The organism is uncultured Rikenella sp., from assembly GCF_910577125.1.
Lineage (GTDB): Bacteria > Bacteroidota > Bacteroidia > Bacteroidales > Rikenellaceae > Rikenella.
Map to the genome: position 1 here is coordinate 1 of NZ_CAJTMN010000046.1, position 15,752 is coordinate 15,752.

The 15,752-nt window shown below is 56.6% G+C and carries 14 protein-coding genes and 3 tRNA genes; all 17 read right to left on the reverse strand.

What is annotated here, in order from left to right; genetic code table 11:
- Window positions 1-104: 104 nt before the first annotated feature.
- On the reverse strand, window positions 105-3,947 hold the full coding sequence (gene rpoB / locus QZ292_RS06255) for a DNA-directed RNA polymerase subunit beta (RefSeq protein ID WP_294599371.1): 3,843 nt from the start codon (window positions 3,945-3,947) through the stop codon (window positions 105-107).
- Window positions 3,948-4,702: 755 nt separating this feature from the next.
- Window positions 4,703-5,080, reverse strand: a complete 378-nt coding sequence (rplL, locus tag QZ292_RS06260; protein ID WP_294599375.1) for a 50S ribosomal protein L7/L12 — start codon at window positions 5,078-5,080, stop codon at window positions 4,703-4,705.
- 258 nt (window positions 5,081-5,338) lie between these two features.
- Window positions 5,339-5,869: a 50S ribosomal protein L10 gene (gene rplJ, locus QZ292_RS06265; protein ID WP_294599377.1), complete on the reverse strand. Its 531-nt coding sequence runs from the start codon at window positions 5,867-5,869 to the stop codon at window positions 5,339-5,341.
- 25 nt (window positions 5,870-5,894) lie between these two features.
- Window positions 5,895-6,584, reverse strand: a complete 690-nt coding sequence (rplA, locus tag QZ292_RS06270) for a 50S ribosomal protein L1 (protein WP_294599380.1) — start codon at window positions 6,582-6,584, stop codon at window positions 5,895-5,897.
- 23 nt (window positions 6,585-6,607) lie between these two features.
- On the reverse strand, window positions 6,608-7,051 hold the full coding sequence (gene rplK, locus QZ292_RS06275) for a 50S ribosomal protein L11 (protein WP_294599383.1): 444 nt from the start codon (window positions 7,049-7,051) through the stop codon (window positions 6,608-6,610).
- A gap of 13 nt (window positions 7,052-7,064) precedes the next feature.
- Window positions 7,065-7,628, reverse strand: a complete 564-nt coding sequence (gene nusG, locus QZ292_RS06280; protein ID WP_294599386.1) for a transcription termination/antitermination protein NusG — start codon at window positions 7,626-7,628, stop codon at window positions 7,065-7,067.
- An 80-nt stretch (window positions 7,629-7,708) separates the two neighbouring features.
- Entirely contained in the window at window positions 7,709-7,897 is a 189-nt protein-coding gene (secE, locus tag QZ292_RS06285) for a preprotein translocase subunit SecE (protein ID WP_294599390.1), read from the reverse strand.
- Between the two features lie 75 nt (window positions 7,898-7,972).
- The gene (locus tag QZ292_RS06290) at window positions 7,973-8,458 is read right to left on the reverse strand and encodes a hypothetical protein (RefSeq protein ID WP_294599393.1); all 486 of its coding nucleotides are present in this window, start codon (window positions 8,456-8,458) and stop codon (window positions 7,973-7,975) included.
- A 50-nt stretch (window positions 8,459-8,508) separates the two neighbouring features.
- A tRNA-Trp gene (locus QZ292_RS06295) sits at window positions 8,509-8,582 on the reverse strand.
- Between the two features lie 90 nt (window positions 8,583-8,672).
- Window positions 8,673-9,860 carry an elongation factor Tu gene (tuf, locus tag QZ292_RS06300; protein ID WP_294599396.1) on the reverse strand — a complete coding sequence of 396 codons (1,188 nt, stop codon included), beginning with the start codon at window positions 9,858-9,860 and terminating at the stop codon, window positions 8,673-8,675.
- Between the two features lie 42 nt (window positions 9,861-9,902).
- A tRNA-Gly gene (locus QZ292_RS06305) sits at window positions 9,903-9,975 on the reverse strand.
- Window positions 9,976-10,331: 356 nt separating this feature from the next.
- A tRNA-Tyr gene (locus QZ292_RS06310) sits at window positions 10,332-10,413 on the reverse strand.
- A 152-nt stretch (window positions 10,414-10,565) separates the two neighbouring features.
- Window positions 10,566-11,225 carry a hypothetical protein gene (locus QZ292_RS06315; RefSeq protein WP_294599399.1) on the reverse strand — a complete coding sequence of 220 codons (660 nt, stop codon included), beginning with the start codon at window positions 11,223-11,225 and terminating at the stop codon, window positions 10,566-10,568.
- Between the two features lie 255 nt (window positions 11,226-11,480).
- Complete coding sequence (locus QZ292_RS06320) at window positions 11,481-11,993, reverse strand: PH domain-containing protein (protein WP_294599402.1); 513 nt, start codon at window positions 11,991-11,993, stop codon at window positions 11,481-11,483.
- Between the two features lie 244 nt (window positions 11,994-12,237).
- Window positions 12,238-13,059: a TatD family hydrolase gene (locus tag QZ292_RS06325; RefSeq protein WP_294599405.1), complete on the reverse strand. Its 822-nt coding sequence runs from the start codon at window positions 13,057-13,059 to the stop codon at window positions 12,238-12,240.
- A complete protein-coding gene (locus QZ292_RS06330) occupies window positions 13,014-15,236 on the reverse strand; it encodes an alpha-N-acetylglucosaminidase (RefSeq protein ID WP_294599408.1) in 2,223 nt (740 codons plus the stop codon). Before QZ292_RS06330 ends, QZ292_RS06325 begins: the two co-directional genes overlap by 46 nt.
- On the reverse strand, window positions 15,236-15,667 hold the full coding sequence (locus QZ292_RS06335; RefSeq protein WP_294599411.1) for a polyketide cyclase: 432 nt from the start codon (window positions 15,665-15,667) through the stop codon (window positions 15,236-15,238). The genes QZ292_RS06330 and QZ292_RS06335 overlap by 1 nt, the downstream gene beginning before the upstream one ends.
- Window positions 15,668-15,752 lie beyond the last annotated feature (85 nt).

Consider the following 15,752-nt stretch of genomic DNA (forward strand, 5'->3'; position numbering starts at 1 on the left):
GCGTAGCTATCTAAAAGTCTTTTGGGTACCTTTTCTTCAGAAAAGGTACGGTTCCAGCCGGTCAACAAAGAACGATCCGCAACAATCCGAGTGAAAGGATTGTTTTATTCGAGTTTGACGTTGAGCCCGAGGCCGGTAAGTTCGTGCAAGAGGACATTCATGGCCTCCGGTATACCCGGCTGCGGCATGTTGTCGCCCTTGACGATCGCTTCGTACGCCTTGGCACGTCCCACGACATCGTCCGACTTGATGGTCAGTATTTCCTGCAAGATATTAGCCGCCCCGAACGCCTCGAGGGCCCAGACCTCCATCTCCCCGAAACGCTGGCCCCCGAACTGCGCCTTACCGCCCAGCGGCTGCTGAGTGATGAGCGAGTACGGGCCGATCGAACGGGCGTGCATCTTGTCGTCGACCATGTGGCCGAGTTTCAGCATATAGATGACCCCGACCGTCGCCGGCTGGTGGAACATTTCGCCGGTTCCGCCGTCGTAAAGATAGGTCCGGCCGGAGCGCGGAACGCCTGCCTTTTCGGCATACTCGTTGATCTCGTCCAGCGTCGCGCCGTCGAAAATCGGCGTAGCGAACTTAACCCCCAGCTCACGCCCTGCCCAACCGAGCACGGTTTCGTAAATCTGACCGAGGTTCATACGGCTCGGCACCCCGAGCGGGTTCAGCACGATATCCACGATCGTCCCGTCCGCGAGGAACGGCATATCCTCGTCGCGCACCACCTTGGCCACAATCCCCTTATTACCGTGCCGACCGGCCATCTTGTCGCCGACACGCAGCTTGCGTTTCTTGGCGATATAGACTTTGGCGAGCTGGATAATCCCGGCGGGAAGCTCGTCCCCGTTGGTGATGTTGTATTTCTCGCGTTTGAGGTGTGCGTCGAGCTCCTTGTACTTGATAATGAAGTTGTTGATCAACGCCTTGATCAATTCGTTCTTATCTTTGTCGGAAGTCCACTTGGTCGGGTTGATGTTCAGGTAGTCGAGTTCCTGCAAAGCCTTTTGCGTGAACTTGTTCCCTTTGTCGATCACTTCCATGCCGAAGTAGTCGTGCACGCCGGTCGAGGTCTTTCCGTTGACGAGCGACCAGAGTTTCGAGACAAGAATTTCCCGCAGCGCCGCGACCTCCTTGTTGAAGTTCTCTTCGGCGCGTTCGATCTGGGCTTTTTCGCTGGGTTTTCCCTTCTTGCCGGTGGTCTCTTTCCCGGCGCGGGAGAAGAGTTTCTTGTCGACCACGACGCCGTACAACGAAGGCTGCGCCTTGAGCGAAGCATCTTTCACGTCGCCGGCCTTATCCCCGAAGATCGCCCGCAGGAGCTTTTCTTCCGGACTCGGATCGCTCTCGCCCTTCGGCGTGATCTTCCCGATCAGGATATCTCCCGGTTTCACATTGGCGCCGATACGGATCACCCCGTTTTCGTCCAGGTCGCGCGTCGCATCCTCGCTGACGTTCGGAATGTCGCTCGTCAGCTCTTCGACCCCGCGCTTGGTGTCGCGCACCTCCATAATATACTCGTCCACATGCACCGAGGTGAAGATATCCTCGCGCATCATCCGCTCGGAGATGACGATAGCGTCTTCGAAGTTGTACCCCTGCCACGGCATGAAAGCCACCTTGAGGTTCCGCCCCAAAGCCAACTCGCCGTTCTCGGTGGAGTAGCCCTGGGTCAATATCTGTCCGGCCACAACGCGCTCGCCTTTCCGCACCATCGGCTTCAAGGTGATCGAGGTGCTCTGGTTGGTCTTCCGATACTTGGGCAGCTTGTAAACGGTCACTTCCGGGTCGAACGAAACGAATTTCTCGTCCTCCGTCCGGTCGTACTTGATATGGATCTCGGTCGAGTCCGAGTGCACGACTTCGCCGTCGCGTTCCGCAACGACCTGCGTCCGGCTGTCCCCCACGACAGCCCCTTCGAGGCCCGTCCCGACGATAGGCGCCTCCGACCGCAAGAGCGGCACGGCCTGACGCATCATGTTCGATCCCATCAACGCCCGGTTGGCGTCGTCGTGTTCCAGGAAGGGAATCAACGAAGCGGCAATGGATGCGATCTGGTTCGGCGCGACGTCCATCAACTGCACCTGATCCGGGGTAACCATCGGGAAATCGCTGTCCAACCTGGCCTTGATCTGTTCGTCCATCAGCGTTCCGTCCGGCGCCACTTTCGCTTCGGCCTGCGCAATCACGAGGCCTTCTTCTTCCTCTGCGCTATAGAATTTGATGTGCGAGTTGTCGGTATCCACCTTCCCGCCTTCGACGGTGCGATACGGGGTCTCGATGAAGCCCATGTCGCTGATCTTGGCGAACACGCACAGCGACGAGATCAGACCGATATTCGGCCCTTCCGGGGTTTCGATCGGACACAACCGCCCGTAATGGGTATAGTGCACGTCCCGCACTTCGAACCCCGCCCGCTCGCGCGACAGACCGCCCGGCCCCAAAGCGGACAAACGCCGCTTATGGGTCAATTCGGCCAGCGGGTTGGTCTGGTCCATAAACTGGCTGAGCTGGTTGGTTCCGAAGAAGGAGTTGATGACGCTCGACAAGGTCTTGGCGTTGATCAAATCGACCGGGGTAAACACCTCGTTATCGCGCACGTTCATCCGTTCGCGAATGGTTCTGGCCATCCGGGCAAAACCCACGCTGAACTGATTGGCGAGCTGCTCCCCGACCGTTCTCACCCGCCGGTTACTCAAGTGGTCGATGTCGTCCACATCGGTCTTCGAGTTAATGAGTTGGATGAGGTACTTGATGATGGCGATCATGTCCTCGCGGGTCAAGACTTTGACTTCGCTCGGGATGTCGAGGTTCAGCTTCTTATTAATTCTGAACCGCCCGACATCGCCCAGGTCGTACCGCTTGTCGGAGAAGAAGAGTTTGTCGATCACGTCCCGTGCGGTAGCCTCGTCCGGCGGCTCGGAGTTGCGAAGCTGGCGGTAGATATACACCACGGCCTCCTTTTCCGAGTTGCAGGGGTCTTTCTGCAAGGTGTTGTAGACGATGGAGTAGTCATTTGCGGAAGCCATCTCTTTGTGCAAGAGGAGGGTCTTCTCGCCCGACTCGAGAATGTCGTCGATATGTTCCTCTGCGAGCACGGTCTCGCGGTCGATGATGATCTCGTTCCGCTCGATGGACACGACTTCGCCGGTGTCTTCATCGACAAAGTCTTCGGTCCACGATTTCAAAACCCGTGCGGCGAGTTTCCTGCCGACTGCCTTTTTCAGGTTGGCTTTATTGACTTTGATCTCGTCGGCGAGGCCGAAAATTTCGAGGATCTGCCGATCCGACTCGAAGCCGATGGCGCGCAACAACGTAGTCACCGGCAATTTCTTCTTCCGGTCGATATACGCATACATGACATTATTAATGTCCGTAGCGAACTCGATCCACGAGCCTTTGAACGGAATAATCCGCGCACTGTAGAGCTTGGTCCCGTTGGAGTGCATGCTCTGCCCGAAGAATACGCCGGGCGACCGGTGCAGCTGCGACACGATCACGCGCTCCGCCCCATTGATCACGAACGTCCCCCGCGGGGTCATATACGGCACGGCGCCGAAGTATACGTCCTGAATCACGGGGTCGAAATCCTCATGCTCCGGGTCGGTGCAGTACAACTTCAGCTTAGCTTTCAGCGGTACGCTGTAGGTCAGGCCGCGCTCCAGACACTCGTCGATGGAGTATCTCGGGGGGTCGATATAGTAGTCGATGAACTCGAGGACGAAGTTGTTACGGGTGTCGGTGATGGGGAAGTTCTCCATGAACACTTTGTACAACCCTTCGTCGAGCCGGTTCTCGGCTGTGGTCTCGAGCTGAAAGAAATCTTTGAAGGATTTCAGCTGCACCTCCAGAAAGTCGGGATAGTCCATCCGTAGATCGGACGAGGCGAAGCTGATACGCTGCGGGTGCTGCTGAGACCCGCTGGTGGTGGCTTTCGTCGGCATGTTCTTTTTTACAAGGTTCCTAAATTCGGTGAAAGCGCTAAATCTATTTTCCGGAACTTTTTTCTCCTGCTATTTAATCGTCTCTTCTCTGTATGGGCGTAGTGTTTTCATTGGGTTGGAGGGTACTGTTCTCTTTGTGAACAAAGAGAACCAGAAAAACTTTAGAGGATGCTTCGCATCCTAAAGCTGCCGGCGGCCCAACCCTCGGACTATTCGTCGGGTTGTGATTTTCAGGCGCGGCGCGCTAATATAAGGCAAATAACCCAAGCGCGCCCGCCGAAAATCCAACCCGACAGACCTGCGAAGATTGAGGACTGCGGAGCCTAAGGTAGAGCGTAGCTATCTAAAAGTTCTTTGCGCCGCTTTCTTGAAAGAAAGCGGCAGTTCCATCCGGCTCAAAGAACAATTTACACGCAATAAAAAAGAACAAACGACTGAAAGAGCGGAAAAAGTTTGGCCAGACCGTTCCGGAGGAGGAGGGGGTGTTTCTTGTCCGGTTCGCCATTAGCCTGCGAGGCGGACAACTCTGCTCCCCAGCTCTTGTGGGTCTGTTATCTCCTTGTGCAGAAGGCCGTCCGAGAGGCGGCTTCGGCAGGTGGTATTCGATTGCGCGGAAAGAGGCGCTTTCAAAAACCAGAAAAAGGTGCAAAGCCCACGCGAGGTGAGCCTTACACCGTTCGTTGTTTCCGGGAGACTGGTTTTCAGCGACTTATGCCAAAAATCAGGAAAGTATCCCGGAAAGATGGGAAGCGGTCTTACTTCAGTTCCACTTCTGCACCAGCTTCTTCGAGCTGTGCTTTCAGCGATTCGGCTTCTTCTTTCGAAACGCCTTCTTTGACTGCTTTCGGAGCGCCGTCTACGAGGTCTTTGGCTTCTTTCAGGCCGAGACCGGTGAGTTCTTTAACGACTTTCACCACCTGCAGTTTAGCCTGGCCGCCGGATTTGAGGATCACGTCGAACGAGCTCTTTTCAGCAGCGCCGCCTTCTGCGCCGCCGGCTGCCGGTGCTGCCACAGCCACAGCTGCAGCTGCCGGTTCGATACCGTATTCGTCTTTGAGGATGGTTGCGAGTTCGTTGACTTCTTTAACGGTCAGGTTTACCAGCGATTCTGCCAGTGCTTTGATGTCTGCCATCTTGGGTATTGGTTTGAATGGTTATTAATTGGCTTGTTTGTCTCCTTCCGAGGGATTTTACCGCTACCTTTGGGCCCGGACGCCCGGTTCCGCGCGTGGTTCGGAGAGTCTCTCCGACGGGTGGAACCTGTCACGGTTGCCGCGGGTCTACTCGGTGTCGCGCCCCTCTTCTCAGGGTTACAAACGGTTTTTTGCTGTTGAAGTATCAAGCGGCGCTATGCGGCGATGTCGCAACATAGCCCCCGCCAATAGTCAGTCCTACTGTGCCCGGTTTTCCAATGCTTTGACCAGACCGGAGATTTTTCCGCCGGCAGATCCCTGCAAAGCCGAGATAACGTTCTTGGCCGGGGATTGCAGCAGGCTGATAACGTCTCCGATGAGTTCTTCGCGGGATTTGATGTTGACGAGCGCTTCCAACGAGGCTTCCCCCATATAGACGCATTCGTCGACATACGCCGCCTTGAGCATCGGTTTTTCTCCTCCCTTATCCTTGCGGAATGCTTTGATCAGCTTGGCGGGTGCGTTCCCGGTGTTGGAGAACATAATGGAGGTAGACCCCTCCAAAACACTCACCAGTTCGGCATCAGCCTTGCCGGTCTGTTCCAGCGCCTTGCCGAGCAAGGTATTCTTCACAACGATGAGCTTGATCTCCTTTTCGAAGCAGGAGCGACGCAAGGCTGCGGTCTGCTCTGCATTCATGCCGGAGATGTCGGCGAGGTAGAAGTGGGTATAGGTTCCGAGCTGATCGGCTAAACTCTTGATTACTTCGGATTTCTGTTCCTTTCTCATCTCTCAGTTTCTTGTGGTTAGTCGATTAGTCGACGGATTTCGGGTCGATCTGCAAGCCGGGGCTCATGGTCGTGGAGAGGTAGATACTCTTCACGTATGTCCCCTTAGCAGCAGCAGGTTTGAGTTTCAAGATGGTGCGCAAGAACTCCTTGGCGTTGTCTTCGATCTGTTTGGCGTCGAAAGACACTTTCCCGATAGAAGTATGCACGATCCCGAATTTATCGACTTTGAAGTCGATTTTCCCGGCTTTAACCTCTTCGACCGCTTTGCCGACCTCCATGGTCACAGTCCCGGTCTTAGGGTTCGGCATGAGGCCTCTCGGCCCGAGCACGCGTCCCAATGCCCCTACCTTGGCCATCACGTTCGGGGTACAGATAATCACGTCGACATCGGTCCACCCTCCCTTGATCTTCTCTACGTATTCGTCGAGGCCGACAAAATCTGCGCCTGCCGCATTGGCTTCGGCTTCTTTGTCGGGCGTGCAGAGAACGAGCACGCGAACGGTTTTCCCCGTCCCATGCGGCAAGGTAACGACGCCGCGAACCATCTGGTTAGCTTTCCGGGGATCGACGCCGAGACGGACGTCGATATCGACGGAGGCGTCGAATTTGGTGAAGGTGATGTCTTTGAGCAATGCCGCAGCTTCGTCCACTTTGTGAACTTTTCCGGGTTCTACTTTGGCGAGGACGGCTTTTCTATTTTTGGTCAGTTTCATAGGGTATGGTCTCCTCTCCTCGGTTAGTTGTTTTTCGGAAATTCACCGGTGACGCTGATCCCCATACTCCTGGCGGTACCTGCGACCATCCGCATGGCGGATTCGACGGTGAAGCAGTTCATGTCTTCCATCTTTTCCTTGGCGATGGTCTGGATCTGTTCCCAGGTCACGGAAGCGACTTTTTTCCGGTTGGGTTCGGCAGAACCCGACTGAATTTTAGCTGCTTCTTTGAGCTGTACTGCCACCGGGGGTTGTTTAACGACGAAGTCGAAGGACTTGTCGCTGTAGACGGTAATCACCACAGGCAACACTTTGCCAGCTTTGTCCTGCGTTTTAGCGTTGAACTGCTTGCAGAACTCCATGATATTGACCCCCTTGGAACCCAAGGCGGGACCTACGGGCGGCGAGGGATTCGCTGCGCCGCCTTTGATTTGCAGTTTGATGAATCCTGCAACTTCTTTGGCCATGATCGTGTGTGTTTTACTCTTTTTCTACTTGCATAAAACTCAACTCCATCGGAGTCTTACGCCCGAATATCTTGACAGAGACGTGGAGTTTTTTCCGTTCGTTGTCGACTTTTTCGATGGTGCCGACGAAGGAAGCAAAAGGTCCGTCGATCACCTTGACGGATTCGCCTTCCACGTAAGGGGTTTCGTTTTCTTCCTCTTGCGTGGCGAGCTCGTCCACCCGACCCAGGATCCGACTGACTTCCTGAGGCCTGAGAGGGGTGGCCTGCAGGGTGGATTCCTTGGTGTCGCTCAAAAATCCGAGAACGTTCGGAGCGTTCCTCAAGATATGCGGTATTTCGCCCACGAGGGCGGCTTGTACCAAGACGTAGCCGGGATAGGAAATACGTTCTTTGGTGATTTTCTTCCCGTTGCGTACCTGATAGACTTTTTCGGTGGGAATAAGCACTTGGGCGATCGAGTCTTCGAGGTGCAAGGTGCGGATCTCGGATTCGAGATATTCCTTGACTTTTTTCTCTTTACCGCCGATGGCGCGTATGACGTACCATTCCAGGACGGTTTTTTCTCCGTTGCTCATTCCGCGTGTACTAATATTCTGAAAACCTACTTGCTGTGCGTGTGGTGCGATCTGGAGATCGCGCCGGAAAGATGAAGGGACTAATACAAAATACTGTATATGCCTTTCATAATCGTTTCGAAGCTGATGTCCATGGCGAGGATCACGAGGGCGAGGATCAGCGAGGCGATCATGACGACGATGGCGCTGTTCTGCAGGGAGCTCCAGCTGGGCCAGGTGACTTTGTGGACGAGTTCGTTGTATGCTTCTTTGAAGTAGGTGGCTTTCATAATCGGGTTCTATGAAAAACGGGAGAGGAGTGGTGTGCTCCTCGTCCGAATGGGTATGTGTTCTCTTCGTGTGTATTACTCTTCCGTATCAGCCGTAGAGGCGGGTGCCGGTTCTTCCGCCGTATCGTCCCGGTTCTGTTTCCACCAGTAGTATCCGCCGATAGCGGCGATCACCAGGATGAGTACGAGTTTCCCGCCGATCCGGTTCCAGAAGGAGAGTTTCGGTTCTTTCGGCAAGTCCCAGCCGTATTCGGAGGCGAATCCTTCGAGGTCTTCGTCGTCCAGGGTGTAGATGGTCTTGTCCGCTGCATCGTAAACGGCGTACTGGCGTTCGCCGTAGTTCCAGATCGGGACGTAGAACAAGGAGAATTGTTCGAAGCCGACGCCGAACTGCAAGGTGTGTCCGTTATCCAAGGTGACGGAATCGGGCAGGTCGTACATTTTCTGGAATTCCGGCCCGTTGCCGTACAGAATCGTAGCGCGCCTTGCTTCTGCAGATTCGGAGAGGAGTCCGAAAGCCAGCACGAAAGCGGCGCAGAGGGTAAGGTAAAACTTTTTCATGTGTGAATATGTTTTCCGGCAGTGAGACTGTGCGAGTGGTACCGGCCGGATGGCAGGGGTGGAGAGATTCGAACTCCCATCAACGGTTTTGGAGACCGCTATTCTGCCCTTGAACTACACCCCTGTAAAAAGGCGGTACGGCTAAGGTACCGCCTCGTTTCGGTTGGTAATTTCCGTGCGGGATCTTCCGGAAAGGAAGACTCGCGAGGGGAAGTTACGCGAGGATTTCGGTGATCTGCCCTGCACCCACCGTACGACCGCCTTCGCGGATAGCGAAACGCAGCCCTACGTTGATAGCCACCGGATAGATCAGTTCCACAGTAATCGTAACGTTATCGCCCGGCATCACCATTTCAACGCCGTCCGGGAGCTGTACTTCACCGGTAACGTCCAAGGTACGGAGATAGAACTGCGGACGGTATTTGTTGTGGAACGGAGTGTGACGACCGCCTTCTTCCTTCTTCAGGATATAGACTTCAGCCTTGAACTTGGTGTGCGGAGTGATCGAACCCGGTTTGGCCACGACCATACCGCGTTTCACTTCTTTCTTGTCGATACCGCGCATCAGCAGCCCGACGTTGTCCCCAGCTTCCCCTTCGTCGAGGAGTTTGCGGAACATTTCGACACCGGTACATACCGATTTCTTGGCTTTTTCGCCCAAGCCGACGATTTCGACTTCGTCGCCCACGTGGATCACACCGGTTTCGACACGACCGGTAAGCACGGTACCACGGCCGGTGATCGAGAAGACGTCTTCGACAGGCATCAGGAACGGTTTTTCGTTTTCACGCGGGGGAATCGGAATGTAGGAGTCCACCGCATCCATCAGTTCCATGATTTTTTCTTCCCACTGAGCTTCGCCGTTCAAGCCGCCGAGCGCAGAACCGCGAATGATCGGGGTGTTGTCGCCGTCGAATTCGTATTTGTTGAGCAGGTCGCGCACTTCGAGTTCGACGAGGTCGAGCATTTCAGGGTCGTCGACCATGTCGCATTTGTTCAGGAATACGACGATACGCGGTACGTTCACCTGACGGGCCAACAGCACGTGTTCGTTGGTCTGGGGCATCGGACCGTCGGTCGCAGCCACAACGAGGATGGCACCGTCCATCTGAGCGGCACCGGTCACCATGTTCTTCACGTAGTCGGCGTGACCCGGGCAGTCGACGTGTGCGTAGTGACGGTTAGCGGTCGAGTATTCGACGTGCGAGGTATTGATGGTGATCCCACGTTCTTTTTCTTCGGGGGCGTTGTCGATCGAGTCGAACGAACGGAGTTCCGAAAGACCTTTCTTTGCCAGCACGGTGGTGATAGCCGCGGTCAGGGTGGTTTTACCGTGGTCTACGTGACCGATGGTACCGATATTGACGTGCGGTTTCGACCGGTCGAATTTTTCTTTTGCCATGGGTTGTAAGCGTTTAATTGTTGTTTGTTGTTCTCAAAAAAGAGCGGAAGACGAGATTCGAACCCGCGACCCTTAGCTTGGAAGGCTAATGCTCTACCGACTGAGCTACTTCCGCTTGTTTTCGGTGGTGTTTGCGAGGGGATGTGCCGTTATTCTTGTGCGCCTCTTTATGTTTTAAGGCGGAGAGGATTACGTCGCTTTTAAGACGCGGTCTCTTCATTTGGCAAAGAGGATTACGTCGTTTTTGATGTACACCTCTTTCTTTGGGCGGAGAGGATTACGTCGCTGGCGCGCCGTGATCCATCGCCTCCCGGCAGGACCCCTACAAAACTTTCACTTCGATAAAAAGAGCCGAACTGCGTTCGTTGTTTTGAGTTTACGACAGCGCCCTTTTGCAAACAAGTTTGCAAGGCCGTATCGTAAACTCAAAAACGCCTGGCGGCGATGCTCTTTTTATCGAAGAACGATTTGTGGGCGGAGATGGATTCGAACCACCGAAGTCGAAGACAGCAGATTTACAGTCTGCCCCATTTGGCCACTCTGGTATCCGCCCTGAAGAACAATGTATTCCGAAGTGCCGCCCGGTCAGGAACAAGGCATTTCGGACGACAAAGATAGGCATTGGTTTTGAATTTGCAAACTTTTTCCTGCTTTACCCCGCTTTTTTTCAACCCATTAGCCGGAAGAGGGTATAAAAACGGGGCGTCACAGGACTTTGCGGATGACGATTCCGAGGACGAGATAGAGCCGGCGGATGCGGTCGCGGCGGATGCCGACGGAGTCTTCGTCGCTCTCCTCGGGAGGATCGAGCCACAGGCCGTCGGCGATCTTCCGGTCGGAACGGATGTAACCCATCCGGACATATTCGCTGCTCACAAGGAGGTAGATCTCGCCGGGAAGAACCGGCCCGCGAGGGTCGACACTGCGCAGAACGACGATCGAGCCGGCAGGAATCTCGGGAGCCATCCGGTCGCCGGTGCAGAGGGCGGCGAGATCGCAATCGCCGAAACCGGGAATGCTCAGATAGCTGTCGGGCTCGCCGCTCAGAACGGCGGCGGGGTCGGAGGCGAGGCGCAGGGCGTCGACGCGATAAAAGGGGATGCTCCCGGCACAAGGGTCGGGACGGGGAGAAAGAGAAAGTGCGGCAAGGTCGGGAGCGGGCCCGTCGCCGGTCAGGAGCCACGAGCGATCGAAAACGGGATAGCGGCGAACGATCCGGTCGGCGAGGTCTTTGCTGATCCGGTTGCGCTGGCGTTTGATCTGGTAGAGGTTCTGGCTCCGTTTCAGGCCTATGGAAAAGGCGAAAGCGTTGGTAGAGAGGCCGGTCCACCGGATGACTTGTTCGAGCCGCTGCCAGTCGGTCATGGTTCTGGAGGTTTAAATGTTACTACATTATGTTGCAACTTTGCAACATAATATTTAAATTTGCTTTATACATTTTATACATTTAGTTGTATAACTAATTGTAATACAAATAGAAAATACACATCCGACTATACAACAAAATATTTAAATTTAAACTATCGTCTCCCGTTTACTATGATCTATCCGCTTTGTATGCCGGACGTTCCGGGCGGCTGCCACCGTTCGGAACGTCCTCTTTTTCACGTGATTAGAAGGCTATTCATACTGCTCGACAGCGCGGATGAAGGCGGCGGGGTCGTCGCAACTGATGATGTACTGGTCTTCGTAGATGTCTTCGATGAGGACGAAGCGGCTCCATCGGGAGGCGCAGAGCCGAAAGATGCGCCGCTCGCGGAGATTGAGGTAGAAGCCGTAGTAGCCGCCGAAGCCGTAGACGCCCCAAAGCGGGATGCAGAAGCGCATCTGGCGGGGCTCGACGAAGCGGATGTGGCGGATGTCGGCGAGGGGGATCTTGATGAGCTCCATGAAGCAGTGTATCTCGACGGAGTGGGGGGAGACGCGGATGAAGCGGGGGATGGAGAGGGAGGCGAGCAGGAGCAGCACGACGACGATGGTGGCGAACCAGGCGGGAAGGTAGCTGGCTCCGGAGACGTAGAACAGGGCGCCGACGAGGGCGCCGACGACGAGAAGGGTCACAAGGGTGAGCCACCGGGCGCGGCGGTCGAGTCGGAAGCGGAATTGGGGGTCGGTCAGGATGGAGTCTTTCATAGGATATACTTAGGGTCGTCCGAAGACGGGGTATCGCACCGTGCGCGGCAAAAAGGCGGCGGGACGGCCGAGGTATCAGGACGGCGCCGAATCACCAAGGCAGGGTCAGGTCTTCCAGGTGAAGTCGGGGTTTCAAGGTGAAAGCCGAGACATCAGGGCGGCGCCGAATCACCAAAGTGGGCCGGGACTTCAGGATGGCGCCGGCGGAATACTTCCGCCGGCGATGGCCGCCCGAGGAAAAAGGTCAGAAGAAGAGGCTGTCGGCGCGGGCAGTGGTGGCTGCCCGAACCGCTTCGACCGAAATCCCCTTGATCTCGGCGAGGCGGGCGGCGATAACGGGGATGTGGGCGCTCTCGTTCCGGGTTCCGCGGAAGGGGACGGGGGTCAAATAGGGGGCGTCGGTCTCGAGCACGATGTTCTCGACAGGGATATGCTCGAAGACTTTCGCGGCGGAGGAGTTCTTATAGGTGATGAAGCCGCCTGCGCCGACTGCGAAGCCGCCGAGAGAGGCGATGCGTTCGTAGTCTTTGAGTGTCCCCTGGAAGCTGTGGAAGACGCCGCGGATCTGCCCCTGCAGGGGTTCGAGCAGGGGGAAGATTTCGTTCCAGGCGTCACGGACGTGCAGGATCAGAGGCAGGTCGTATTCGATGGCGAGCTGCATCTGAATGACTAAGGCCTGGCACTGTTCGGTGAGGGAGCTGGTGCTCCAGTGGAGGTCGAGGCCGACTTCGCCGATGGCGCACCACTTCACAGGGGGCTCTTTGAGAAGCTGCCGGACGATCTGAAGTTCTTCGCGCCAGCGGGTGTTCTCGTTCACGGAGGTGGGGTGCATGCCGATGGCGGCGCTGCATACGTCGGGAAAGGCCCGGACGGTGTCGATCAGGGCGCGATGGCTGCGGGAGTCGACGGAGGGCAGGATGATGCGCTGCACGCCGGCGGAGAGGGCGCGGGCGATGGTCTCGGCACGGTCGACGTCGAAGTCGGGATCGAAGAGGTGAGCGTGGGTATCCACGTAGCAGTCTACGGGTTGGGACGCTTCGCGATGAGTCTGTTGTAAACTTTCCATGCCATTTCTATTGGGTTAGTCTCGGCCTGAATGGGGTATGGCGCGGTGGCTGCGGCCCAGGAGGATTCCATGGGATAATAGTCCGCAGGAGGGGCGTCGCCCCGGTTCAAGGCGTCGAAAAAGGTTTGCCATCGAGGATAATAAAGGTCGCGCAGCAGGCCGCTCCATTCGCGGTGGGCGTAGTCGCGGAGGCCGCCGACGTCGGCGGCATGGCGGTTCCCCCACGTGGTAATAAGGGTGCGGGCGTTCCAGCGGTAAAAATCCTGCTCGGGCCGCAGCCGGCCCCACCGCATGGCGCTCTCGATCCACGGGCCGACCATGAATTCGGGCCGAGAAGCGAGCAGAGAGTCTTGCAGCAGAAGCAGTCCGAGGAAGTCGTCGGTGAGGTGCCGGAAGCGTTCGCGGTCGTTCCGGTCGAAGGCGGTCTCGATCTGACGCAACAGCACGTTGGCACGATCAGCAAGAGCTTGCCGGGCGACGTCAACGAGGTCGTATTCGAAGTTGTTGCAGCCGCGATAACGTTCGGCGACTTCGACCATCAGCCCCAAGGCGCGTTGGGTCTCGCCGGCGTCGTAGTTGAGCCGGGCCGAACCCCAGCTGGATACACGGTCGACGCGCAAGGCAGGACGGGCGCAAAATACGGATTCGGTCGTCCCCTCCTGCAAGCCGTCATAGGGGGCGTCATAGACCGTATTGGCGAGTATTTTCCAAGCCTCAACGACCTGTGGCAGGGTATGACCATAACGTGCCGCTACATAATCCGTTACCCACTCGATCCGGTCGAACTTCTCGGGCCGCCACGGGAGTTCGTAGAGGAGTTCGAACATGAGGGGGTTGTTCTCGATCCCTTCAGGGGTGGTGCCGACGCCGCGCAGGAAGCGGGCGCAAGCGCTGTCGGCCTGCTGCATGCCGCGGGCGAGATAATATCCGTCGATGACGCGGCGCATCTTGCCGTGCATGCCGACATTGCCGCCGAAGTTCAGGAGCATGCAGTAGACCCAGTCGTGCCGCCCGTAGCCGCCGTCGCGCCACCAGGGCGACCGCCTGTCCCCGCCCCACATGGGGCGGCTCTCGCTGAAAAGGTCGAGCACGAGCAGATCTCCGCCGGGCAAATCCCGGATCATCTCGGGGTGGGGACAATTTTGCCATGCCTGAGCCACCCACACGGCACCCGGATTGGCGCGTTTCATGGCGTCGTAAATAGCCTGCCCGGCGGCAGAGAGATCAACGCCTTGCGTAGAGCCGCCTTCGTGGAAAGGGTCGATGGCGAAATAGCGGGCGTCGTCGCCGTACAAGGCTTTGAGGTTCTTATAATAGGTGTCGGCGATGGTTCCGAACTGAGGATCGGTGGGCTGCACGAAGGCGGGGCGCCGATAACCGCACCAAAGGCCGGGTTCCTGCACCTGAGTAAGGCCCAACTGCCGCCACACGGCGCTGTCGTTGGGCACCATCCCTCCATACCCGGCAAAAACGGGCTGCATGCCCCACTCCCGATACCGCTCGACGATCTTCTGCTCCAGTTCGGCCTGTTTGTCGTACCACGCCGCAGGATTAGGCCCGCCCCAAGCTTCGAGGTTGTTCATGAGCCACCAGGCCTGATGTGCGGGGCCGGCGATAAACCGGTCGATTTGCGCCTGGTCGAAGCCCAGGTCGCGCAAGGTGTTCCGCCAGACGGTGGCGGCGCCGGTCAACGACAGCGGGGTGGTGATCCCGTGCAGGGCCATCCAGTCAATCTCCTGTTCCCACCGTTCCCAGCTCCAAAACGGGGTGGAGTAGGAAAAGGTGCAGTAGTTCATATAGTACCGCACGAGCATGTCGGTGGCATGCCGCTCGACGGTCTTAGGCTTAGGAAATTTGAGGTTGCTGAGCCTCGGATGCGGGTTGTTCCAGGTAATCTGCACGCCCACGTAGTACTTGAGGTACCAGTTGAGGCCTACGGCAATAGAGAGATAGTTATTACCGCGCACGACGATCTTCCCTCCTTTGGCGTCGAGTTCGAAGAAGTCTTGGGGGGATTGCTGGTCTGCAAGTTCGAAGAGGAAGCGGGAGCTCTGGCCGGGCTGGATGCGTTCGACGAGGGCGGACACAGGATTCCCCGCCCCGCTGCCTAAGGCGGCGAGGGGGGCTCCGAAAAGGGTCAGGAGCAAAAAGATTGCTATGGCGAAACAGCGGCGCATCAAAGGTGTGCGTTGTTAAAGGCGTGGGCGATCTGGTCGGCGATGCCGTCGACGGCGCCTTGCAGTTTCCCGCCGACCATCATCTTCATCATGGGATTCAACTCGATGTCGAGCACGATCCGCATGTGGGTACGGGGGGTCGCAGAACCGTCGGGGGTGGTGTCTTTCATCTGGGTCCAAAAGGTGAAGGGAATCGGAGCTCCGCCTGCGGTGTCGTCGGCGCACACTTTTATGTGCTTGTTGGGCTGGCGCTCGACCATCTTCAGGCCGATGGTGAAGCCTTTGGCGCGGAATCGGCAGGTCTCTTCGGTGGCTTCCCACCCGTCGACTTTGTCGGCCAAAATGGGGGTGAAGTTCTCGAAACTGGACAGAACGCGGAAAATCCGCTCGTCGGGATGAAATATCTGTACTTGCTTGCTGGTGTAACGCATAACGTACTTATTTTTCGTTCTATTTAGTACCTACCCGCAGAGAACCGTACCTTTTCTGAAGAAAAGGTACCCAAAAGACTTTTAG